The sequence below is a fragment of the Microbacterium sp. Root280D1 genome (assembly GCF_001428975.1).
In the GTDB taxonomy this organism is placed as follows: domain Bacteria; phylum Actinomycetota; class Actinomycetes; order Actinomycetales; family Microbacteriaceae; genus Microbacterium.
The window spans coordinates 1,212,066-1,234,610 of the sequence record NZ_LMJK01000002.1 but is presented as its reverse complement, the minus strand read 5'-3'; the positions used below and the strand labels follow the sequence as shown (position 1 = coordinate 1,234,610).

Sequence of the window (22,545 nt, the reverse complement as noted above, 5' to 3'; positions counted from 1 at the left end):
GGTATGCGGTGCCTGATAGTGACGCGAGCTCCCGCGAGCGCCGTCCGATCAGTTAGTCTGGACGACTAGGAGGGCATAGTGACAGACAGCCAGAATCGATCGGGCGGAGACGCCGCGATCCACCGTCCCGGCGAGCAGAGGCACGACGTGACGCAGACGTTCGGGCATGACTCGGACCTCTCCTTCGTGCCTTTCGGCGTGGAGCTCACCGACGTGGAGCAGGGCGCCATCGCGGCCCTTCCCTCCGGTTCCGCACTGCTTCTCGTGCGCTCCGGAGCTCTTGCGGGGGCCCGCTACCTTCTCGACACCGATGTGACGACTGTGGGGCGCCACCCCGAAGCCGACATCTTCTTCGACGACGTGACCGTCTCGCGCCGTCATGCGGAAGTGACTCGCAACGGATCGACGTTCGAGATCATCGACCAGCGTTCGCTCAACGGCACGTATGTGAACGGTGAGCGCGTCGACCGCAGTCCGCTGGTCGACGGCACCGAGCTTCGCGTCGGCAAGTTCCGGTTGAACTTCTTCGCCTCTCCCGTCGATCGCGTCGCGGCGATCGACTGATGGCGGCTTCCCCCGCCCGCGAACGCTCAGCGTCCGCGGGCCTTCTGAGCATCGGGCAGGTGCTGGCCCGGCTCACGCCCGAGTTTCCCGAGCTCACCTCCAGCAAGCTCCGTTTCCTCGAGGTGCAGGGGATCGTCAGCCCGTCGCGCACGGAGTCCGGCTACCGCAAGTTCTCGCAGGCCGACATCGAGCGGCTGCGTCTCGGTCTCACGCTGCAGCGCGACCACTACCTGCCGCTCAGCATCATCCGCGAGCAGCTCGACGAGGCAGAGGCGAACGGTGAATCCGCGACCCTGGCTCCGCCGCCCTCGATCGCGCCCACTCCCCGGCGCTACCGCCGAGGAGAGCTGCTGTCGGCAGCAGGCGCGGGCCCCCAGCTTCTCAACGACGCGATCAGCACCGGCGTGATCGTCGCGCAGGAGAGCTACCCCGAGTCGACCGTCACGCTGCTTCGCGGCCTGGTCGCCCTCGATCGCCACGGCATCGAGCCCCGCCACCTGCGCTCGCTGAGGCAGGGTGCCGAGCGAGAGGTCGCGCTGATCGAGTCTGCGATGTCGTCTCTGCTGCGTCGTACGGACGCCGCGTCGAGGGCGAAGGCGAGTGAGATGGCACCGAGCCTCGCCTCGAAGATCGACGAGGTGCGCTCGCTCTTCGTCAAGGACGCGCTCACCAGGTTGCTTTCGTAACGAACTGATTGCGACACACCTTCGGTGTCCCACGGATGTCATTGCCGGTGCCGGAGGCCTGCTCTAGCGTGGAGGTAACAGCTCCAGGGAGGATTTCAAATGAATGCGGATGAGCGTGCAGGCGACCCGCGGTTCGTGCCGGAACTCCTCTTCACCGACGGTCTGCCGGCGATGGACGACGAGGTCGGCTACCGCGGTGCGGTAGCGGCGCGGGCGGCCGGCATCACCTACCGGCAACTGGACTACTGGGCTCGCACCGAGCTGGTGGAGCCCACGGTGCGCGGCGCCAGCGGTTCCGGGTCGCAGCGTCTCTACGGCTTCCGCGACATCCTCGTGCTCAAGCTCGTGAAGAGCCTTCTCGACACCGGCATCTCGCTGCAGCAGATCCGCACGGCGGTCGATGAACTCCGCCGCGCCGGCATCCGCGATCTCGCAGGAACGACGCTGATGAGCGACGGAGCCTCCGTCTACCTGTGCACCTCGAACGACGAGGTCATCGACCTGGTCAGTCGCGGTCAGGGAGTGTTCGGCATCGCTGTGGGCAAGGTCCTCCGCGAGGTCGAGTCGACGCTCGTCGAGTTCGATGCGACAGTGCCCGACCCGGTCGACGAGCTGTCGGCACGGCGCTCGAAGCGTTCCGCCTGAGCATTCGCCACCGAAGTCCCGCGAGCAGAGTCGCGCGACACGAAGAAACGGCCACCCTCGCGAGAGGATGGCCGTTCTGCTGTCCGGGGTGAGTCAGGCCTGCACGCCCGAGTCGGCGACCTGGATCCGGCCGGTGCGGATGATCCGGTCGAGCAGCTGATCGAAGTCGGAAGCGAGCTCCTGGGCCGAGTCGCCCGGCCAGATGTGGAGCGGCTTGGCTGCTCCCTGAGCCTGCTGCAGCGAGGTGCGCTCGGGAAGCTGGGGGGAGAGCACGAGCGGACCGAACATGTCGCGCAGCTCCTTGATGCGGAACTGATGCTCGATCGACTGGGGGCGCACCCGGTTCACGACGATGCCGAGAGGCTGGAGTCGGGGGGAGAGGCCGCGACGGATCTCTTCGATCGCGCGCAGCGCGCGGTCGGCCGCAGCCACGGAGAAGAGCCCGGGCTCTGTGACGACCATCACCCGATCGCTCGCTGCCCACGCGGTGCGGGTGAGGGCGTTCAGCGACGGGGCGCAGTCGATGAGGACGAGGTCGTAATCGGCCTCGACGGCAGCGAGCGCCTCTTCGAGCTTCCAGACGTCGCGCACGCTCGGGTGCGGGCCGTCGAAGTTGATCGCGGACGGACTGCCGATCAGCACGTCGATGGTCCCGGGGTGCACCTTCGCCCAGCCGCTCGAGGTGATCGCCTGACGGACGACCTTCTCCTTCGGGTTCGCCAGGACATCGGCGATGTTGAGCCGACCTGCCACCTGGATGTCCATCCCGGTGGACACATCGGACTGTGGGTCGAGGTCGACGACGAGCGTTCGGACACCACGGGCGAAGGCTGCTGAGGCCAGGCCGAGTGTCACGGTCGTCTTGCCGACGCCTCCCTTGAGAGAGCTGACGCTGAGTACGTGCACGAACACCACGTTACCTTCCCCTAGGCTGGGTGCACACTCAGCCCCGCCCCATGCGCGCCGTATTCCGATGCGTATCGAGCTCCCAGAGGTGTGCATGTTCCAGAAGATCCTTGTGGCGAACCGCGGCGAGATCGCGATCCGTGCCTTCCGTGCGGCTTTCGAAGTCGGGGCCAGGACTGTGGCGGTGTTCCCGCACGAGGACCGTGGTTCGGTCCATCGGCTCAAAGCCGACGAGGCCTACGAGATCGGCGAACGCGGTCATCCGGTGCGCGCCTACCTCGACGTCGATGAGATCATCCGCGTCGCGAGGGATGCCGGAGCAGATGCGATCTACCCCGGATACGGCTTCCTCTCGGAGAACCCGGAGCTGGCCGAGAAGGCCGCCGCCAACGGCATCGTCTTCATCGGGCCCCCTGCGAAGGTCCTCGAGATGGCGGGCAACAAGGTCGAGGCCAAGCGTCATGCCATCGAGGCCGGCGTTCCGGTGCTCCGTTCGACGGAGGCGTCCGATGACATCGATGCACTCGTCGCCCAGGCCGCTGAGATCGGCTTCCCGCTGTTCGCGAAGGCCGTCGCCGGCGGTGGCGGACGCGGCATGCGACGCGTCGAGTCCGCAGGTGAGCTCGCTCCGGCACTCGCAGAGGCCATGCGCGAGGCCGCCAGCGCGTTCGGCGATCCGAGGATGTTCCTCGAGCAGGCTGTCCTTCGTCCTCGGCACATCGAAGTGCAGATCCTCGCCGACAAGACGGGCGAGACCGTGCACCTCTTCGAGCGGGACTGCTCCGTGCAGCGCCGTCACCAGAAGGTGGTGGAGATCGCCCCGGCACCGAACCTCGACGACGGCATCCGCACCGCGCTGCACGGCTACGCCGTCGCGTTCGCCCGTTCCATCGGATACGAGAACGCGGGAACGGTCGAGTTCCTGCTCGAGACCGCGGGGGAGCGCACCGGCGAGGTCGTCTTCATCGAGATGAATCCGCGCATCCAGGTCGAGCACACGGTCACCGAGGAGGTGACCGACGTCGATCTCGTGCAGAGTCAGATGCGCATCGCGGCCGGACAGACGCTCGCGGAGCTCGGTCTCGAGCAGAAGGATCTCCATGTGCGGGGAGCTGCGCTGCAGTGCCGCATCACGACGGAGGATCCCACTCAGGGGTTCCGTCCCGACACCGGCAAGATCACCACATACCGCTCACCGGGTGGCGCAGGGATCCGGCTCGACGGCGGCACCGTCCATCAGGGCGCGCAGATCAGTCCGCACTTCGACTCGATGCTCGCGAAGCTGACCTGCCGTGGTCGCGACTACCCTGCTGCCGTGGCGCGCGCGCGGCGCGCGCTGGCGGAATTCCGCATCCGCGGCGTCTCGACGAACATCCCGTTCCTGCAGGCGCTGCTCGAGGATGACGCGTTCATCGCCGGCGACGTGAGCACGTCCTTCATCGACGAGCGTCCCGACCTGCTGCGCGGACGCGAGTCGAAGGATCGCGGTACCCGGATCCTGAACTGGCTGGTGGACGTGACGGTCAACAAGCCCCACGGCATCCACCCCGGCTCGTTGGATCCGCGGGCCAAGCTTCCGGCCGTGGACCTGTCCGCCACCCCGGCATCCGGTTCACGGCAGCGCCTGCTCGAGTTGGGACCGGAGGGCTTCGCGAAGAGCCTCCGCGCGCAGAGTGCCCTCGCCATCACGGACACGACCTTCCGTGATGCGCACCAGTCGCTCCTGGCCACCCGGGTGCGCACGAGGGATCTCGTCGCGGTCGCACCGCACATCGCCAGGCTGACGCCGGAGCTGTTCTCGGTCGAGGCCTGGGGAGGTGCCACCTACGACGTCGCTCTGCGCTTCCTGGGCGAAGACCCCTGGGAGCGTCTCGACAAGCTGCGGGCCGCCCTTCCGAACGTCGCGATCCAGATGCTTCTCCGGGGACGCAACACCGTGGGCTACACGCCCTACCCGACGGCGGTCACCGAAGCGTTCGTGAAGGAGGCGGCGGCGAGCGGGGTCGACATCTTCCGGATCTTCGATGCCCTCAACGACATCGAGCAGATGCGCCCAGCGATCGACGCGGTGCGGAACACGGGTACGGCCATAGCCGAGGTGGCGCTCTGCTACACCGGCGACCTGCTGAACCCGGCCGAGGACCTGTACACCCTCGACTACTACCTGAATCTCGCCGAGCAGATCGTCGGGGCCGGCGCGCACATCCTGGCGATCAAGGACATGGCGGGCCTTCTGCGTCCTGCGGCGGCGGCGAAACTCGTCACCGCGCTGCGCGAGCGCTTCGATCTGCCCGTGCATCTGCACACGCACGACACCCCCGGCGGACAGCTCGCCACCCTGCTCGCCGCCAGCGCGGCGGGTGTGGATGCGGTCGACGCGGCATCCGCTCCGCTTTCCGGCACGACCAGCCAGCCCTCGCTCTCTTCTCTCGTCGCCGCGCTCGCGCACACGGATCGGGACAGCGGCATCTCTCTCGACAGCGTCTCGAACCTCGAGCCGTACTGGGAGGCGGTCCGCCGGATGTACGCGCCGTTCGAATCCGGACTTCCGGGCCCCACAGGCCGGGTCTACCACCACGAGATCCCGGGCGGCCAGCTGTCGAACCTGCGTCAGCAGGCGAAGGCGCTCGGCCTCGCAGAGGACTTCGAGCTGATCGAGGACATGTACGCCGCCGCCGATCGGATCCTCGGCCGGGTTCCCAAGGTGACCCCCTCGTCGAAGGTGGTCGGCGATCTCGCGCTGCACCTGGCAGCGGTGAAGGCGGACCCCGCCGATTTCGAGGCGAATCCCGAGAAGTACGACGTGCCCGACTCCGTCGTCGGGTTCATGGCGGGTGAACTCGGCGACCTCCCGGGCGGATGGCCCGAGCCCTTCCGCACCAAGGTTCTGGCGGGACGGTCGGTGCGCACAGGCATGACGGAGATCTCGGCCGACGATGAGGCGGCCCTCGCAGGTGACGGTGCGACCCGTCGGGCGAGACTGAACACGCTGCTGTTCCCCGCGCCGATGCGCGAGTTCACCGAGCGACGCGACGTGTTCGGCGATCTCTCGGTGCTCGACACGGCCGACTACCTCTACGGTCTCGTCCAGGGGCAGGAGCACGTCGTCGAGATCGATCGCGGCGTCCAGCTGTACGTGGGGCTCGAAGCCATCGGCGATGCGGACGACAAGGGCATGCGCACCGTCATGACGACGCTCAACGGTCAGCTGCGACCGGTGTTCGTGCGCGACAGATCGGTGGCAGTGGACGTGCACGAGATCGAGAAGGCCGACACCTCGGTGCCCGGTCAGGTGGCCGCACCGTTCTCGGGCGTCGTGACGCTCAAATCGGAAGTCGGTGACTCGGTGCGCGCCGGCGAACCGGTCGCATCCATCGAGGCGATGAAGATGGAGGCCGCCATCACGGCCCCCGTCGACGGTGTGGTCGAGCGGCTCGCGATCGGTGCGACGCAACAGGTCGAGGCCGGCGATCTTTTGGTCGTGATCCGCCCGGCGCACTAATCTTGTGCGGGCGAGGCCGCGTTCGACGAAACGCACCCGAGGCCCGCACAAGCTTGGAGTGACACAGTGACCCCGAAGAACGTGGCAGACAACCCGGACGATGAGTCCAGAGGGGTCCTCGACGACGCGACGTCGTTGGACACCTCGGCGATCGGGATCCTCGGCACCGCGCAGGTGAGCGTGGTGTTGCCGACGGACGATGACGACGACCTGGAAGACGACGGCGTCATCGAGGGCGAGGTCGTCGCGGATCTGATCGTCGACGAGCCCGTCGCCGCGGCGAAGGCTGCGGCGGAGATCGCACCGGCACCGCTCGGTGCGGCGCCGATGATCATCGAGCTGCCGCCGGAGCCCGCGAAGGAAGAGATCCAGCGCCCCGAAGTCGAGGCGGAAGCAGAGCCCCAGGCGGAGCCTGAGCCTGCGGTAGAGCCTGAGTCTGAGGTCGAGCCTGAGTCCGCAGTCGAGCTTGAGCCTGAGCCTGAGCTCGAAGTTGAGCCTGAGGTCGAGCCCGAGCCTGAGCCTGAGGTCGAGCCCGAGCCCGAGCCCGAGCCCGAGCCTGAGGTCGACTCCGAGCCTGAATCTGAGGTCGAGTCTGAGATCGAGCGTGAAATCGAGCCCGAGCCCGAGCCCGAGCCCGCGGTCGCTCCCGCGACCGAATCGCAGTCGGAGACCGAACAGGACGCTCAGCCCGAGCCCCGGCGCACGCGTGAAAGCACTCCGGTGACTGCATCAGCCACGGATGCCGGCGCCATTCCGTCCGCGAAGCCGGCTGCAGCGCCTGCTGATGCCGTCGCCGCGGAGGAGGCCGCTGCCGCCGCGGCGTTCATCGCCAAGGCGAAGGCGGACTTCGACGCCGCGCCGACCTCGAGGAGAGCGTCGGCGGCATCATCTCTCGCCAAGAAGGAGACTTCGGCAATGGACGCACAGAAGCCCAGGAACGCCGTGGCACCCGCGACTCGATCGACCCGGGCCGACGTGCAGCTCTCGTCGAAGCGTCTGGACGACCTCGGCGACTCCTCTCGCGAGAGCGCCGACCTCCTCACCGCCGACCGACTGCTCGATCCGCACCGTCTCACCAAGCCCGAACCCGAAGGGGCGTGGAGTCACTTCCTCTACGCCATCTCGGGGCGTCGGATCAACATCGGCGACGGACGCCGCGCCCGCGAGCGGAAGGCTCTGAGCGCGCGGATCGCCGCTCCGATCGTCGGGGGAGCCCGGTTCGTCCCCGTGCTGTCGCGGAAGGGCGGAGTCGGCAAGACGACGATCACCGCTCTGCTGGGCATGGCCCTCGCCGACGCCAGGGACGATCGCGTCATCGCGGTCGATGCCAACCCCGACCGCGGCACCCTCGCCGAGCGCGTGGTGCGGCCGCACCACAACAAGTCGGTGCGCGACCTCGTTCGCATCCATGACGAGGTCAGGGGGTATCACGACATCTCTGCGATCGTCGCGCGAGACGCCACCCGCCTCGACGTGCTCGCGTCCGACTCGGATCCTCGGATCGCCGAGGCGTTCAGCGACAGCGACTATCGCGACGTGGCAGGCGTCGCCGCGCACTACTACTCGCTCGTGCTCACGGACACCGGAACAGGCATCGTGCACTCGGTCATGTCGGCCACGCTCGATCTGGCCGATCAGATCGTGATCGTGTCGGGGCTGAGCGTCGATGAGGCGCGGCTGGCGTCGGAGACCCTGACGTGGCTCGAGAGCAACGGGTACGCCGAGCAGGCCCGCGAGGCGGTCGTGGTGCTGAACCAGTCGACGCCCGGCGCCCCGCTGGTGCGCCTCAACGAGCTCGAAGCGCATTTCGGCACGAGGGCGAAGCATGTGGTGCGGATGCCGTACGACTCGCAGATCGCCGGGGGCGGGACCATCGTCTTCGCCAATCTCCAGCCTGAGACACGGGTGGCGGCGCGGGAGCTGGCTGCGCTGCTCGTCGAAGGTCTGCGGGCGAAGGGCGCCTGATGGCGGTCCGTGAGATCCGGGTCTTCGGAGACCCCGTGCTTCGCTCTGTCTGCGCACCGATCGACCGTATCGACGAGGGGGTGCGCGCGCTCGTCGCCGATCTGATCGACACCGTCGAGCTGCCTGGCCGTGCCGGTGTCGCGGCTCCGCAGATCGGCGTCGCGCTCCGCGCCTTCAGCTACAACATCGACGGTGACATCGGCTACGTGCTCAATCCCGTCCTGACCGAGGTCCGGGGTGAGCCGGTGCCCACGGGGGAGGGGTGCCTGTCGGTCCCCGGCCTGTGGCACGACGCCCTGCGACACCCGTGGGCCCGCGTCGAGGGCATCGACCTCGACGGCGAGCCGGTGGTGCTCGAAGGAAGCGGTCTGCTGGCGCAGGCGCTCCAGCACGAGACCGATCACCTCGATGGGAAGCTCTACCTCACGAGGCTGGATGCCGAGACCCGCAAGCGTGCGATGCGCGAGGTCAGAGAGAGCGCCTGGTTCTGATCCCCGGACACTGAGAAAGGCCCCGCCGGAGCGGGGCCTTTCTGCTGTCTCGCGAGCCTCAGCCGCCGATCGCGACGTTGGTCGTCGAGACGGGTTCGTCGTAGATGGCAGCGATCTCGTCGGCGAAGTCGCTCATGATCACGTTGCGCTTGATCGACAGCTTCGGAGTGAGGTGACCGGAGGCCTCGGTCCATTCGCTGTCGAGAACGGTGAACTTGCGGATGGACTCCGCGCGCGACACGCGCGCGTTGGCGGCATCGACCGCCTTCTGGATCTCGGCACGGACGGCATCGTTCGTGGCGGCCTCGGCGAGCGACATCTCCTTCGGGAGGCCGGCGTTGCCGAGCCAAGTCGGCAGCATCTCGGGATCCAGCGTGATGAGCGCGGAGATGAACGGACGCTGGTCGCCGACGACGACGACCTGTCCGATGATCGGATTCGCGCGGATCGGGTCTTCCAGCGCGGCCGGCGCGACGTTCTTTCCGCCGGCCGTGACGATGATCTCCTTCTTGCGACCGGTGATGGTCAGGAAGCCCTCGGAGTCGAAGCTGCCGATGTCGCCCGTGTGGAACCAGCCGCCGTCGCTGAACGCCTCTGCGGTCGCCTCGGGGTTGTTCCAGTACTCCTTGAAGACGTTGATGCCGCGGACCTGGATCTCACCGTCGTCCGCGAGTCGCACACCCACACCGGGGAGCGCGGGGCCGACGGTGCCGATCTTCGACTTGTCGGCCAGGTTCACGGTCGCCGGAGCAGTCGTCTCGGTGAGACCGTATCCCTCGAGGATCACGACGCCGAGGCTGTGGAAGAAGTGGCCCAGACGCGAACCGAGGGGAGCGGAGCCCGACACCGCGTAGACGACTCTGCCGCCCATGGCTTCACGCAGCTTGCTGTAGACGAGCTTGTTGAAGAGTGCGAACTTGAGCTTCGTCCCGATCGGGATGCTCTTGCCCTCCTCGACGAGCTTCGAGTGCTGGATGGCGACGTCGGCGGCGGCGCGGAAGATCTTCCCCTTCCCACCGGCCTCGGCCTTCTGCTCGGCGGAGTTGTAGACCTTCTCGAAGACGCGCGGCACGGCGAGGAGGTAGGTCGGCTTGAACGACCCGAGCGCCGGCAGCAGCTGTCGAGTGTCGGGCTGGTGTCCGGTGCGCACGCCGGCGTGGATGTTGAGGATCGAGATGAAGCGCGCGAACACGTGTGCTGTCGTGATGAAGAGCAGCGTGGAGGAACCCGGTGTCTGAACCACTGCGTCGAGTGCCGTCGCGGAATTGCGGCACAGCTCGACGAAGTTGCTGTGCGTGAGGACGCAGCCCTTGGGGCGGCCGGTCGACCCCGAGGTGTAGATGAGGGTGGCGATGTCAGAACCGACGGCGATGTTGCGGAGACGCTCGATCTCGGCATCGGTGACGGATGCGCCCTGGGCGGTCAGCGAATCGATCGCTCCGAGGTGCAGCTGCCACACCTCGCGGAGCAGCGGGAGGTCGCCGCGCACCTCATCGAGCCGAGCGAAGTGCTCCGGTGACTCGACCACGAGGGCGATGGCACCGGAATCCTCGAGGATCCACTGGATCTGCGACGGAGAGCTGGTCTCGTAGATCGGGACCATCACGGCGCCGGCGTAGAACAGCGCGAAGTCGACGAGAGTCCACTCGTAGGTCGTGCGTGCGAGGAAGCCCACCTTCTCACCCGGCTGGATGCCCGCGGCGACGAAGCCCTTGGCCAGCGCGATGACCGCAGTCTCGAAGTCGGCTGCGGTGATGTCGCGCCATCCGTCGCCATCGGGCACTGCGAAGAGGGGGCGATCGGGAGTCGCCTGGACGCGCTTCGCCAGCAGGTCGGCGATGTTCGCGTCTGGGTCGGCGGGGACGACGGCGGGGACTTCAAACTGGACCACGGCAGCTCCTTCGGTACCGGTCGGGCACTGGGTTGCACACGAGTCTAGAGCATGACACTCGGTCGCATATCAGGTGACACTCAGTCGCCGATCGGGTCTCGCGAGACCGCGGCTGTGGCGGATGCCGAGCACGACGCTAGACTTCACCTCGATGTTCTACTGGCTGATGAAGTACGTGGCGATCGGTCCCGTGGTCAAAGCGATATTCCGACCATGGGTGGTCGGGCGCGCGAACATCCCGGCGAACGGCGCGGCGATCCTCGCCAGCAACCACCTCTCCTTCGCCGATTCCATCTTCCTGCCGCTGATGATCGACCGACCGATGTCGTTCCTCGCCAAGAGCGACTACTTCACCGGGCGCGGGATCAAGGGCTGGGCAACCAAGTTCTTCATGAAGGCGACGGGGCAGATCCCGATCGACCGCTCCGGCGGCAAGGCGTCCGAAGCCTCTCTCAACACCGGCCTGCAGGTCCTCGGACGCGGCGACCTGCTCGGCATCTATCCGGAGGGCACGCGGAGCCCCGACGGCCGGCTCTACCGTGGCCGCACGGGCATCGCCCGGATGGCGATGGAGGCGAAGGTCCCGGTGATCCCGGTGATCATGGTCGACACCGACACCGCGATGCCCATCGGGCAGCGCCTGCCGCGCGTGGTGCGGGTCGGGATCGTCATCGGAGAGCCCCTGGACTTCTCCCGCTACGCGGGCATGGAGAACGATCGCTACATCCTCCGCTCGGTCACTGACGAGATCATGGTCGCCCTCCAGCGACTGGGTGAACAGCAGTACGACGACGTGTACGCGTCGACCGTGAAGGACCGGCTCCCGGCCCGCGTCACACAGCGCTCCTGAGGCATCCCGGCTTCGTCACGAGCACTAGGCTGGACACATGCTCCAGCACCACATCGACGCGCTTGATGCGTGGCGCTCGCTCCCGATCAAACAGCAGCCTCAGTGGCTCGACGCAGAGCGTGTCTCCGAGGTCTCCACGCAGATCTCGACGCTCCCGCCCCTGGTGTTCGCCGGCGAGGTCGACAACCTCCGCGATCGTCTTGCGCGAGCAGCGTCCGGCAAGGCGTTCCTGCTGCAGGGCGGCGACTGCGCAGAGACCTTTGCGGGTGCCACCGCCGACCAGATCCGCAACAGGATCAAGACGGTCCTGCAGATGGCCGTGGTGCTGACGTACGGCGCATCGATGCCCGTGGTGAAGATGGGTCGCATGGCCGGGCAGTTCGCCAAGCCGCGGTCGAGCGACACCGAGACCCGTGGCGATGTCACGCTTCCCGCCTACCGCGGCGACATCGTGAACGGCTACGACTTCACCGAGGCGTCCCGCCGCGCCGATCCCGGCCGCCTGCTGCAGGGATACCACACGGCCGCGTCGACGCTGAACCTCATCCGCGCGTTCACGCAGGGTGGCTTCGCCGATCTGCGCGAGGTGCACTCGTGGAACAAGGGCTTCGCGCAGAACCCGGCGAACCAGCGCTACGAGCGCATGGCGGCCGAGATCGACCGGGCCATCAAGTTCATGGAGGCGGCCGGCGCCGACTTCGACGAGCTCACCCGCGTCGAGTTCTTCACCGGGCACGAGGGCCTGCTGATGGACTACGAGCGCCCGATGACCCGCATCGACTCCCGTACGGACACGCCGTTCAACACCTCGGCGCACTTCCTGTGGATCGGGGAGCGCACGCGTGAACTCGACGGTGCGCACGTCGACTACTTCTCGAAGATCCGCAACCCCATCGGCGTGAAGCTCGGTCCGACCACGTCACCCGAGACGGCGCTCGCGCTGATCGACAAGCTCGACCCCGACCGCGAGCCGGGCCGTCTGACGTTCATCACGCGCATGGGCGCGGGCAAGATCCGCGACGCGCTGCCGCCGCTGCTCGAGGCCGTCCGCGACTCGGGCGCGCAGCCGCTGTGGGTCACCGACCCCATGCACGGCAACGGCATCACGACGCCCACGGGGTACAAGACGCGTCGCTTCGATGATGTCGTCGACGAGGTCCGCGGCTTCTTCGAGGCACACCGGGCCGTGGGCACGTTCCCCGGCGGCATCCACGTCGAGCTCACCGGTGACGACGTCACCGAGTGTCTGGGCGGATCCGAGCACATCGACGAGGCCGCCCTCGCGACCCGCTACGAGAGCCTGTGCGACCCGCGTCTCAACCACATGCAGTCGCTCGAGCTCGCCTTCCTCGTGGCCGAAGAGCTCGAGAAGCGCTGACCACGATCCATCAGACAGAAAGGGTCCTCTCCGTAGTCGGAGAGGACCCTTTCTGTGTGGCGGCGGCGGCGACGGGCGGCCGGCGTGCGGCCGCGGGCGATAAGCGCGGGGACCGCCCGCCTCCTAGAACGCGCTGCTGCGGATCTGGAGGGTGATCTCGGTGCCCTTCGGGCGCTGCGCGCCGGCACCCGGATCGGACCCGCTGACCTCGGTGAAGTCGTTGGGGAACGCGTTCCAGATGCCGTTCCAGGTCGGTTCGAAACCGGCATTCCGGATCACCTGGGCGGCCTCGTCGCGGCTCATCCCCTCGACCTCGGGCACGGGGAACAGTTCGGGTCCTTTCGAGACGATCAGCTGAACAGTATCGCCGGGGCGCCGATTGCCCTCTTCGGCGCGGTCGGTGACGCCGATGACGACATCCTTCGCGATCGAGTCGCTGAAGACGAACTGCGAGTCCGGGTTGACCTCGACGCCCTTGTCGCGCAGCGTGTTCGTCGCCTGATCGACGCTCATTCCCGCGACATCGGGGAACGCGCCGGCGGAGACGTACAGCTCGACCGTGTCGTCCTCGCGCAGCTCGCAGCCCTCGGCGCACGCATAGACCTCGCCGCCGTCGCGAGGCGTCACGAAGGCGTTGATCACGCGCCCCGTCTCGGCGTCGGAGAAGAGCTGCAGGGAGGTCTCTGTGACGTTGATCCTGATGTCCGCGAGGTAGTCGCGAGCTTCCTGCTCGGTCTTGCCGTTGAGGGTCTCCACCGTGTGCGACGCCGGACCCGAGGACACGAAGACGGTGATCTCGGTGCCCTTGTCGAGGCGTTCGCCCTCGCCGGGGTCCGTACGGATCGTCTCACCGGCGGCGATGTCGATGGAGCTCTCCTCGCCGCGCACCGGCACGAAGCCCTCTGCAGTCAACGCCGATGCGGCGTCGTCGTACGACAGACCGGCCACCTCCGGGACGGCGACGAGCGAACCAGGACCGGACCCGAACCACCAGCCGACACCACCGGCGACGGTCGCGAGAAGCAGCACCAGCGTCAGAAGGAACGCTCCGCGCGCGCGACGTCGTGATGAGCGGCGACGCAGGAGCGTCGCGTTGTCGACGGCAGCCGTGACCGGGGCGGTCGGGTCGGCGATGACCATCGTGCTCGGCATGACCTTGGTGAGGTCCGCGGAGTCGGCCTGCGAGCGCTGCGACGTCGTCGCAGCGGCGACGGCGGGTGCGATCCCGAGCCCGCGCTCGATCTCGCGCAGTCGCTCCAGCATCTGCTGCGCATCGTCGGGACGCTCATCCGGCGATTTCTCCGTGGCCCAGAGCACGAGTTCGTCGAGCTCCTCCGGCACGCCGGGATTGCGCACGCTCGGGCGCGGCACGGACTCGGTGGCGTGCTGGAAGGCGATCTGCATGGGCTGCTCGCCCTTGTACGGCTGTTCGCCGACGAGCATCTCGTACAGCATGATGCCCAGCGCGTAGATGTCGCTTCTGGCGTCGGCAGTGCCGCGAGTGACGAGCTCGGGTGCGAGATAGGCGATGGTTCCGAGCAGCTGCTGTCCGGTGGCCGTGTTCGCGGTGGTCGCACGGGCGAGACCGAAGTCGCCGATCTTGATGCGTCCGTCTTCGGCCAGCAGCACGTTCTCGGGCTTCACGTCACGGTGCACGATCCCGGCGCGGTGCGCTGCGGAGAGGCCGGCGAGGACGGCATCCATGATGGTGATCGTCTGCGGGATCGTGAGCCGCTTCTGCTCGCGCAGCAGTTCGCGCAGCGTGATGCCGGGAAGGTACTCCATCACCAGGTATGCGAGTTCGCCGTCCTGGCCCTGGTCGAACACGTTGACGACGTGGGGATCGGCCAGCCGCGCGGCAGCACGTGCCTCTTGGATGAACCGGCTCTGGAAGGCGGAGTCGTCGCTCAGGTGCGCGTGCATGACCTTCAGAGCGATGCGCCGCTCGAGGCGGAGATCGGTGGCGACATAGACGGTCGCCATGCCTCCACGGGCGATTCGGGCGCGCACGCGGTACCGACCGTCGACAAGCCGCCCGATGAGGGGGTCGGCCTGCTGATTGGTCGTCACGTCAAGATTCTATGGAGAACTGCCTGAAAGCCCCGGGAGCGGCTCGCCCCTTGCACCTGCGGGTTTGCCCGGAAGCGCGTCACCCGTGGACACCGAGCCACTGGTGGGCCTGCGTCTCCCACTGGCCGTAACGATCGGGGTACGCCGAGATCTGGACGGCCTGCGCGGCATCCGTGAACGACATGCTCTCCCAGCCTGAGATGTCGAAGAGCCCCCGCGAGGCCTGCCCGTTCGGATCCGACGAGCCGCCGAAGAAGACGCGGGTGCTCCGGTCGGCGTCGACCGCCTGCTCGGGCGAACCCCAGCCCATGCTGGGGCGCTGCTGGAAGAGGCCGAGGGAGTCGCGGTCACCCCACGACAGATTGCGCATGCTGGATTCGACCATGGCGGTGGCGAGAGCGATCGCGATGGCGCGGTCGGGCGCGCCGAGCTCGCGTCCGACGCGGATGATGAGCGAGGCGTTCGCGGCCTGTTCGGCGTCGAGGTTCGCGAACAGCTGGGGAGGGGGCGTGGCCGCCGCCGGGGCGGGCGTCGGAGCCGGAGCCGGCGCCGGCGCGACGGTCAGCGACTGGCCGGGGTAGATGATGGCTCCGGAACCCAGGCCGTTCAGCGCGAGGAGCTGCGCGACGGTCGTGCCGTACTTCTTCGCGATGGCGAACAGGGTGTCTCCTGCGGCGACAGCGTGCGCCTGGCCACCGGTCGCGGTCGGAACGGGGGCGGCTGTCTGCGCGGGGGATGCCGGTGGTGCGGCCGACGGAGCTGACGCGCCGCTGAGCGCGAGCTGCTGGCCGGGGTAGATCACGGACGACCGGTCGAGGCCGTTCGCGGCGAGAACAGCGTCGACGCTCGTCCCGTGCTTCTGCGCGATGCCGAACACGGTCTCGCCGGCGACGACGGTGTGCGTCGCCGTCGGTGCCGCCTGAACCGGGGCCGGGGCCGGCGAGGGGGCACTCGCTCCTGCCAACGACAGCGTCTGCCCCGGGTAGATCACCGAACGCCAACTGAGTCCGTTCCAAGCGAGGACCTCGACGGTGCGCAGACCGAACCGGTTCGCGATCGACGAGATCGTGTCGCCCGGCCGCACCGTGTACACGGCAGGAGGCGCCTCGGTCGGCGCGATCCGCGTCGGCGTCGCCTGCAGTCGTTCGATCGGAGACGAGACCGCGTCGGCGGATGCGGGGGTGGCAGCGATCCCCGCAGACAGCGTGCCCAAGAGGGCGGCGGGCACCCCGAGCTGAAGAGTGCGCGTTCGTCGCGCGACGGCAGGCGTTCTCACGGGGATCCCCCTTGTTCGGCGTCCGCCCACGCTGACACGGATGTAAACGGATGTCAACAGGAGTGACGGATGGTGCGGATGGTGCCGATGTGAACCGAAGCCCCGATGCGGAAAGTGCGATCGGCGCTCAGAGGTGAGATAGTTGCAACGTGTCTGTGCCGTCTGAAAGCAACCCGTCTGAAACCTCGCAGCCCGAGGCTGCGTCCGCGAACGCTGTGAGCGCCGCCGGCGTCACCGCCACCGAGTGGCTCACGATGCCCGACCTCGTGGAGGTCCTCGACGAGGCCCTGGGACGTGTGCGCAGGCTCATCGACGAGCACTACCTCGTCGGCTCGCGCCGCTCCGGCGTGTTCGCGGTTCCGTCGGTGTTCATCGTCGACAACCACCCGCTGCCCTCGCTGCGCGGCACGATCATCGTGCTTCAGGATGCGGGCTTCTCGGACGACGAGGTCATCGACTGGCTCCTCGCTCCCGAGGAGGAACTGGGTCGCTCGCCGATCGATGCGCTCCTGGCCGGACACAAGAGTGCTGTCCGCAGGGTCGCCCGCACCCTCGCCTGAACCGAGCTCTCTGAAGCGGTTCGCGCTCAGGCCGAGCGCACCGTCGCAGCGCGTGCGAGGTCGCGCAGGTCTCCGACAGCGGTGGTGTCGAGCCGCGCTCCGGAGAGAGCGCGATCTGCTTCCCGCGCATAGTCGTCGATCATCCGCTCCACGCGCTCCCTGGCGCCGGAGGCCGTGATCGTCGCCTGGAGGAATGCGACCTGCTCGCTGGTGAGGTCGGGATCGCCCAGCATCTCATCGAACAGGGTGCGAGCGGACGCGTCGAGAGTCTGCCTCGTCAGAGCGACCAGCACGGTGCGCTTGCCCTCGCGCAGGTCGTCACCGGCAGGCTTGCCGGTCACGGCGGCGTCGCCGTAGACGCCGAGCAGGTCGTCGCGCAGCTGGAAGGCCATCCCGACCGGATGGCCGAACTCGCGAAGCGCCAGAAGCTGGTCCTCGTCGGCATCCGCGATCGCTGCACCGAGCACGAGGGGCTGCTCGATGCTGTACCTCGCGGATTTGAGGGAGACGACGCGAAGCGCACGCTCGACGTGCGAGTCCGTGGCGTGGACGCTCCAGGCGGACTCCTCCGCGATGTCGAGGAATTGGCCCACGGTGACGTCCCGGCGCATCCGTCCGTATTCGCGGCGGACCGCCGAGGCATGGGGGAGCGGCTCGATCGCATCCTCGAGGAGGTCGTCGCTCCAGGCCACCAGCAGGTCACCGAGCAGGATCGCCGACGAGCGGCCGAAGGCGGCGGGGTCGCCTCGCCATCCGGCTGCGACGTGCGCGCCTTCGAGCGCGCGGTGGGCCGCCGGACGCCCCCGCCTCGTGTCGGAGTTGTCGATCAGGTCGTCGTGCACCAGTGCGGCCGACTGGAAGATCTCCAGAGCCGCGCAGACGTCCCAGAGGCCCGTCGATTCTTCGGCGTCGCGGTCGCGGAAACGTGCGACCGACTGCCATCCCGCGTGGCAGAAACGGGCCCGCAGGCGCTTGCCACCCACGAGGGTGTCGGCTGCCGAGTCGATCAGGCCTTCGGCATCCGGGCCGTATTCGGCCGACTCGCCTCGCATCCGGTCGAGGAAGAGGCGCAGGCGTGCGGCGACGGCGTCGGAGACAAATGAGGGGGACGGCACGACTCCCAGCATACGTAAAGCCAACGGAGGCCCTTGAAGCTAGCCCGCAGCGGCATACCGCGCGTAGAATGGACGGACGAATACCCGAGGGGGACGAAATGCCACTCTCCGAACAGGAGCAGCGTCTGCTCGACGAGATGGAACGCCATCTCCTCCACAACGACGCCGATGTCGTTACTGCGCCGTCTGGTGACCGCGCTCTCAGCTATCGCAACCTCGTGTACGGAGCCCTTCTGCTCCTCGCCGGTGTGGGCGGGCTGATCGTCGGAGTCGTCCTCGGGGACGTCTGGGGAGTCGTGGTCGGAGTGATCGGATTCGCCGCCATGCTCGGCGGCGTCATGATCGCTGTGACCCCCGTCCGCAAGCCCCTCTCCGCTGCACCCCGCGAACGCGCGGCGAAGCAGCAGAGCTCAGCGTCCTTCATGGATCGCATGAACGATCGATGGGACCGCCGCCAAGACGGCAACTGACCCACACACCTTCACGAAGGCCCGGATGCTCTGAGCATCCGGGCCTTCGTGCGTTCGGGCCCGTATGCCGGCCCGGGTCTGCGTCGTGATGCCGGGCTCCGTCCTCCACTCGCGCTCCACCGTCCTCCACTGCCCTTGAGCCGCGGAAATCCGCGGCTCTTTGTCGTACACGCACTCACAGGAGCGGTCTGTACAGGGATTGACCGTAGGTTTGTGGAGGAAAGTGGAGTAAAGTGGGGCGCACCTCGAGTTGGCCGGACGGAGAGGGGGTGATGGCTGATGTTGCTGGGAACGCATTCTCCGAAGTTGGACGACAAAGGACGGGTCATCCTTCCTGCGAAGTTCCGCGAGGACCTCGGTGGCGGCATCGTCGTCACCCGAGGGCAGGAACGCTGCCTCTACGTCTTCAGCACGGCCGAGTTCGAGACGATGCACGAGCGGATCCGCCAGGCGCCGCTCGCGAACAAGCAGGCGCGTGACTTCATGCGCCTGTTCCTCTCCGGTGCGAGTGCGGAGATGCCCGACAGTCAGAACCGCATCACCATCCCCGTGCACCTCCGTCAATACGCGGGGCTGCAGAAGGAGCTCATCGTCACCGGAGTCGGCGCCCACGCCGAGATCTGGGATGCGGAGAGCTGGAACACCTACCTCGCAGCAGGCGAGGAAACCTACGCAGATCTCGAGCAGGAGGTGATTCCGGGCCTCTTCTGACCACGGCTGTGATGCCCCGCCGCTCCTGCCCCGACACACTTCCCCGGTGCCGGGTCGTGAAGCGGAGGGGGATCAGGGCCCTGGTCACCGAGATACAGAGATCACCCGAGAAAGATCATGAACCTCCGCGACATCCACACCCCCGTACTCCTCGAACGCTGCGTCGAGCTTCTCGCCCCTGCGCTGCAGGCGGACGGAGCGGTGCTCGTCGATGCCACCCTCGGCATGGGCGGTCACTCCGAAGCGCTGCTCGAGCGGTTCCCGAACATCCGCCTCGTCGGCCTCGATCGGGACACCGACGCTCTGCGCATCGCGGGGGAGCGTCTCGCTCGTTTCCGTGACCGGGTCACGCTGGTGCACACGGTCTATGACGAGATCGGACTGCACGCTCAGGGCGCATCGGGCATCCTCTTCGACCTGGGCGTCTCGTCCCTGCAGCTCGATGAAGCCGAACGCGGCTTCGCCTACTCGAAGGATGCGCCGCTGGACATGCGGATGGATCAGACGAAGGGCGTGACGGCCGCCGAGGTGATCGCGACCTACACCGAAGGCAACCTGCGTCGCATCTTCGAGCGCTATGGCGAGGAGAAGCTCGCGGGACGCTATGCGCGCTTCATCATCGCCGCACGCGAGAAGAAGCCGATCACGCGTTCCGGCGAACTCGTCGAGATCCTCCAGGCGGCGACGCCCGCAGCTGCTCAGCGGGCCGGGCACCCGGCCAAGCGCGTCTTCCAGGCTCTGCGGATCGAAGTGAACACCGAGCTCAACGTACTCGCGGATGCGATTCCCGCAGCCATGGATGCGCTCGCGGTCGGCGGACGCATCGTGGTGATGTCATACCAGTCTCTCGAGGACCGACTCGTGAAGCAGGCCTTCGCCGCCGGTGCAGCCTCCACCGCACCGCGGGGACTCCCCGTCGAGCTGCCGGAGCACGCGCCGCGGTTCCGCATCATCACCAAGGGTGCGGAGCTCGCCGACGACGCCGAACGGGCTCGCAACCCCCGCGCCATCCCCGTCCGACTGCGTGCCGCAGAGAAAGTGCGTGAGAGCTCATGAGTCTGAACGTCGCAGCGCCGAGGCCGAGGGCGCTCCCCGAGGCACCCGAACGCGCACCGCGTCGGCGTCTCGAGCCGGTGACGGGAACCCCCGTCCGCCGCAAGCCGAAGCTCGCCTACGCGCTGGTGGCGCTCGCAGGAGCCATGGCCATCGGAGGCGTGCAGATCGGCCTCTCGCTGGCGATCACCCAGGACTCCTTCGTGCTGGCAGGGCTCACGTCGCAGCAGCACGAACTGGATCTGCGGACGAACGCCCTGCAGGAGGATCTCACCGGGATGAGCTCGCCCCAGTCGCTCGCCGCCAGTGCCGCATCCCTGGGCATGGTCGTGGCAGGGGCCCCGTCCTACCTCCGCCTGAGCGATGGAGCCGTCTTCGGCCAGGGAACCGGCGCGACCGGCTCGTCGACCATCGATCCGAACGGCGCCGGTGCGGTGAGCAACTCCCTGCTGAACGACGTGCCGGTGAACGCCTCCACGGCAGACGACCCCGCGCCCGACGGAGCGGCCGGGCACTCTGCGCAGGAGCTTCCGCCGGCGATCACCGACGGACTCCCGAGCCCCAGCACTCGCTAGACGACCACACCCACCATCGAGACCTGACGGAGAGAGTCCATGACGACACGAGCCACCCGGACACCCCGGCGACGCACGGTCGTCGCTCTCGCGGTGATCCTGGCGATCCTGGCCGCCTTCGTCGTGCGGCTCGTCGACATCCAGGTGGTGAAGGCCGACGAGCACGTCGCACAGTCGCTCGAGTTCATCGCGCACCGCACCGCGATTCCCGGTGAACGCGGCTCGGTGGTCGACAGCGACGGATCCGTGCTGGCCGAGAGCGTCATGGTCTACGACGCGCAGCTCAGCCCCCAGGTCATCCGCCTCCTGGAGGAGGACGAGAAGAACCCGCCGCCACTGCCCTGGGCTGAGGCGTCGACGCGCATCGCCGAGATCATGGGGCTGGATGCGGACGAGCTGCGTGCCGATGTCGCCGCTGCCCTCGCCGAGAACCCCGATTCGCAGTACCTGCCGCTGGTCAAGGGCCTCAGCACCGAGAAGTACATCGAGCTGCGCGACCTCAAGGTCGGCTCGTATCTCGTGATGAAGCCGCGCGAGGTCAGGGTCTACCCGAACGGCGCCGTGGCGGGAAACCTGCTCGGATACCTCGACGGGACCGGCACTGCGCAGGCCGGCATCGAGAAGATGGACGAGAAGTGCCTCGCCCCCACGGACGGCGAGGAGTCGTACCGCACCGGCAAGAACTCGGTCGTCATCCCCGGCAGTGAGAGCAGGGTGGACGCGGTCGACGGCGGCACCGTGCAGCTCACGATCAACAGCGACCTGCAGTGGTACATGCAGCAGATGATCGCCGAAGAGGCGCAGGCCCAGGGCGCCAAGGGCGGCACCGTCACCGTCGTCGAGGTGGGCACCGGAAAGATCCGCGCCGCGGCCGAATGGCCGACCATGGACCCGAACGATCTCGACGCCTCAGCGCCCGAGACGTGGGTGAGCAAGCTCTTCACCTACCCGTTCGAACCGGGATCGACGTTCAAGGCCGTGACGGCCGCTGCGGTGATGGAGAACGGCGGTGTGACGATGACGAGTCCCACGGTGTCGGCCTCCTCGCACGAGAAGTTCGACAACGGCGCCGTGATCAACGACGCGTTCGTGCACCCGACCTTCCAGTACACCCTCGCCGGCGCGCTCATCGATTCATCGAACGTCGCGCTGTCGAAGTTCGGCACGATGGTGAGCCCGGATGTCCGTCACGACTACCTCGAGCGCTTCGGCGTCGGCGAGACGACGATCGGCTTCCCCAGTGAGACCTCGGGGGAGATCCACCCCACGAGCGAGTGGGACAACCAGTCGCTCTACACCACCACGTTCGGTCAGTACTTCACGGTCACGGCGCCGCAGCTCGCCGGCGCCTACCAGGCGATCGCCAACGGCGGCGAGAAGATCGGTCTCTCGCTGATCGAGTCCTGCACGGCCGCTGACGGCACGGTGGTCACGCCGGGTGCTCCCGAGTCCGAGCAGATCATCAAGCCCCAGACCGCGGCCGACCTCACGCGGATGCTCGAGAACGTGGCCGTCCAGGGCGGCAACGCCGACCGCATCCAGGTTCCCGGCTACCGGGTGACCAGCAAGACGGGTACCGCGCAGATCCCGGACGGCAAGGGCGGCTACAAGTCGGGCGTCTACTACACGAGCATGGTGGGCTTCGCGCCGGTCGACGATCCGCAGTACGTCGTGGTGGTGACTCTCGACGAGCCGACTAGAGTTACATCGTCTGCTGCTACCGCTTCTGCCTTCCAGAAGGCGATGACCCAGACCATGAAGACCTACCGCGTGATGCCGTCCTCCAGCCCGATGGACGCACTGCTTCCGAAGTTCGAATAGACGGCGCCCCGCCGCG

Annotated in this window: 19 protein-coding genes; 14 read left to right on the top strand and 5 right to left on the bottom strand. The window is 67.7% G+C overall.

Annotated elements, in window-relative coordinates:
* Positions 1-78: 78 nt before the first annotated feature.
* The 3 genes from ASE34_RS12180 to ASE34_RS12170 all read left to right on the top strand — a co-directional run bounded on the left by ASE34_RS12180 (position 79) and on the right by ASE34_RS12170 (position 1,895).
* Positions 79-564: an FHA domain-containing protein gene (locus tag ASE34_RS12180; protein WP_150115087.1), complete on the top strand. Its 486-nt coding sequence runs from the start codon at positions 79-81 to the stop codon at positions 562-564.
* Entirely contained in the window at positions 564-1,250 is a 687-nt protein-coding gene (locus ASE34_RS12175) for a MerR family transcriptional regulator (protein WP_056278971.1), read from the top strand. Before ASE34_RS12180 ends, ASE34_RS12175 begins: the two co-directional genes overlap by 1 nt.
* Positions 1,251-1,349: 99 nt before the next feature.
* A complete protein-coding gene (locus ASE34_RS12170; RefSeq protein ID WP_053096796.1) occupies positions 1,350-1,895 on the top strand; it encodes a MerR family transcriptional regulator in 546 nt (181 codons plus the stop codon).
* A 93-nt stretch (positions 1,896-1,988) separates the two neighbouring features.
* Here the strand turns inward: ASE34_RS12170 and ASE34_RS12165 are convergent, their stop codons facing one another.
* A complete protein-coding gene (locus ASE34_RS12165; protein ID WP_053099164.1) occupies positions 1,989-2,801 on the bottom strand; it encodes a ParA family protein in 813 nt (270 codons plus the stop codon).
* A 94-nt stretch (positions 2,802-2,895) separates the two neighbouring features.
* Here ASE34_RS12165 and ASE34_RS12160 point away from each other — a divergent pair, with 94 nt between their 5' ends.
* The 3 genes from ASE34_RS12160 (at position 2,896) to def (ending at position 8,759) form a co-directional block, all read left to right on the top strand.
* Positions 2,896-6,303: a pyruvate carboxylase gene (locus ASE34_RS12160; RefSeq protein ID WP_056278970.1), complete on the top strand. Its 3,408-nt coding sequence runs from the start codon at positions 2,896-2,898 to the stop codon at positions 6,301-6,303.
* A gap of 66 nt (positions 6,304-6,369) precedes the next feature.
* The gene (locus ASE34_RS12155; protein WP_056278969.1) at positions 6,370-8,268 is read left to right on the top strand and encodes a MinD/ParA family protein; all 1,899 of its coding nucleotides are present in this window, start codon (positions 6,370-6,372) and stop codon (positions 8,266-8,268) included.
* Positions 8,268-8,759 (top strand): peptide deformylase, encoded by a 492-nt coding sequence (gene def, locus ASE34_RS12150; RefSeq protein ID WP_056278968.1) that lies wholly within the window; start codon positions 8,268-8,270, stop codon positions 8,757-8,759. The genes ASE34_RS12155 and def overlap by 1 nt, the downstream gene beginning before the upstream one ends.
* 58 nt (positions 8,760-8,817) lie before the next feature.
* On the opposite strand, the gene ASE34_RS12145 is transcribed toward def, so the two are convergent.
* Positions 8,818-10,650: an AMP-dependent synthetase/ligase gene (locus ASE34_RS12145; protein WP_056278967.1), complete on the bottom strand. Its 1,833-nt coding sequence runs from the start codon at positions 10,648-10,650 to the stop codon at positions 8,818-8,820.
* Between the two features lie 151 nt (positions 10,651-10,801).
* Between ASE34_RS12145 and ASE34_RS12140 the strand changes: the two genes are divergently transcribed.
* Positions 10,802-11,500: a lysophospholipid acyltransferase family protein gene (locus ASE34_RS12140; protein WP_053099163.1), complete on the top strand. Its 699-nt coding sequence runs from the start codon at positions 10,802-10,804 to the stop codon at positions 11,498-11,500.
* A gap of 37 nt (positions 11,501-11,537) precedes the next feature.
* Complete coding sequence (locus tag ASE34_RS12135; protein ID WP_056278966.1) at positions 11,538-12,878, top strand: class II 3-deoxy-7-phosphoheptulonate synthase; 1,341 nt, start codon at positions 11,538-11,540, stop codon at positions 12,876-12,878.
* Between the two features lie 123 nt (positions 12,879-13,001).
* Here the strand turns inward: ASE34_RS12135 and pknB are convergent, their stop codons facing one another.
* Both pknB and ASE34_RS12125 read right to left on the bottom strand, forming a co-directional pair.
* Positions 13,002-14,948, bottom strand: a complete 1,947-nt coding sequence (pknB, locus tag ASE34_RS12130) for a Stk1 family PASTA domain-containing Ser/Thr kinase (protein WP_056278965.1) — start codon at positions 14,946-14,948, stop codon at positions 13,002-13,004.
* A 79-nt stretch (positions 14,949-15,027) separates the two neighbouring features.
* Entirely contained in the window at positions 15,028-16,224 is a 1,197-nt protein-coding gene (locus ASE34_RS12125) for a muramidase family protein (RefSeq protein WP_056278964.1), read from the bottom strand.
* 215 nt (positions 16,225-16,439) lie between these two features.
* Here ASE34_RS12125 and ASE34_RS12120 point away from each other — a divergent pair, with 215 nt between their 5' ends.
* A complete protein-coding gene (locus ASE34_RS12120; protein WP_332257703.1) occupies positions 16,440-16,784 on the top strand; it encodes an Rv2175c family DNA-binding protein in 345 nt (114 codons plus the stop codon).
* Positions 16,785-16,810: 26 nt separating this feature from the next.
* On the opposite strand, the gene ASE34_RS12115 is transcribed toward ASE34_RS12120, so the two are convergent.
* Positions 16,811-17,911, bottom strand: a complete 1,101-nt coding sequence (locus tag ASE34_RS12115) for a polyprenyl synthetase family protein (RefSeq protein ID WP_056278963.1) — start codon at positions 17,909-17,911, stop codon at positions 16,811-16,813.
* A gap of 86 nt (positions 17,912-17,997) precedes the next feature.
* Here ASE34_RS12115 and ASE34_RS12110 point away from each other — a divergent pair, with 86 nt between their 5' ends.
* From ASE34_RS12110 to ASE34_RS12090, 5 genes are all read left to right on the top strand, one after another.
* Complete coding sequence (locus ASE34_RS12110; RefSeq protein ID WP_053096778.1) at positions 17,998-18,369, top strand: DUF3040 domain-containing protein; 372 nt, start codon at positions 17,998-18,000, stop codon at positions 18,367-18,369.
* Positions 18,370-18,648: 279 nt separating this feature from the next.
* Positions 18,649-19,080 carry a division/cell wall cluster transcriptional repressor MraZ gene (gene mraZ, locus ASE34_RS12105; protein ID WP_053096776.1) on the top strand — a complete coding sequence of 144 codons (432 nt, stop codon included), beginning with the start codon at positions 18,649-18,651 and terminating at the stop codon, positions 19,078-19,080.
* Between the two features lie 117 nt (positions 19,081-19,197).
* The gene (gene rsmH, locus ASE34_RS12100; protein ID WP_053096775.1) at positions 19,198-20,136 is read left to right on the top strand and encodes a 16S rRNA (cytosine(1402)-N(4))-methyltransferase RsmH; all 939 of its coding nucleotides are present in this window, start codon (positions 19,198-19,200) and stop codon (positions 20,134-20,136) included.
* Complete coding sequence (locus ASE34_RS12095; RefSeq protein WP_053096773.1) at positions 20,133-20,708, top strand: hypothetical protein; 576 nt, start codon at positions 20,133-20,135, stop codon at positions 20,706-20,708. Before rsmH ends, ASE34_RS12095 begins: the two co-directional genes overlap by 4 nt.
* A gap of 39 nt (positions 20,709-20,747) precedes the next feature.
* Positions 20,748-22,529 (top strand): peptidoglycan D,D-transpeptidase FtsI family protein, encoded by a 1,782-nt coding sequence (locus ASE34_RS12090; protein WP_056278962.1) that lies wholly within the window; start codon positions 20,748-20,750, stop codon positions 22,527-22,529.
* The last annotated feature ends 16 nt before the right edge of the window (positions 22,530-22,545 follow it).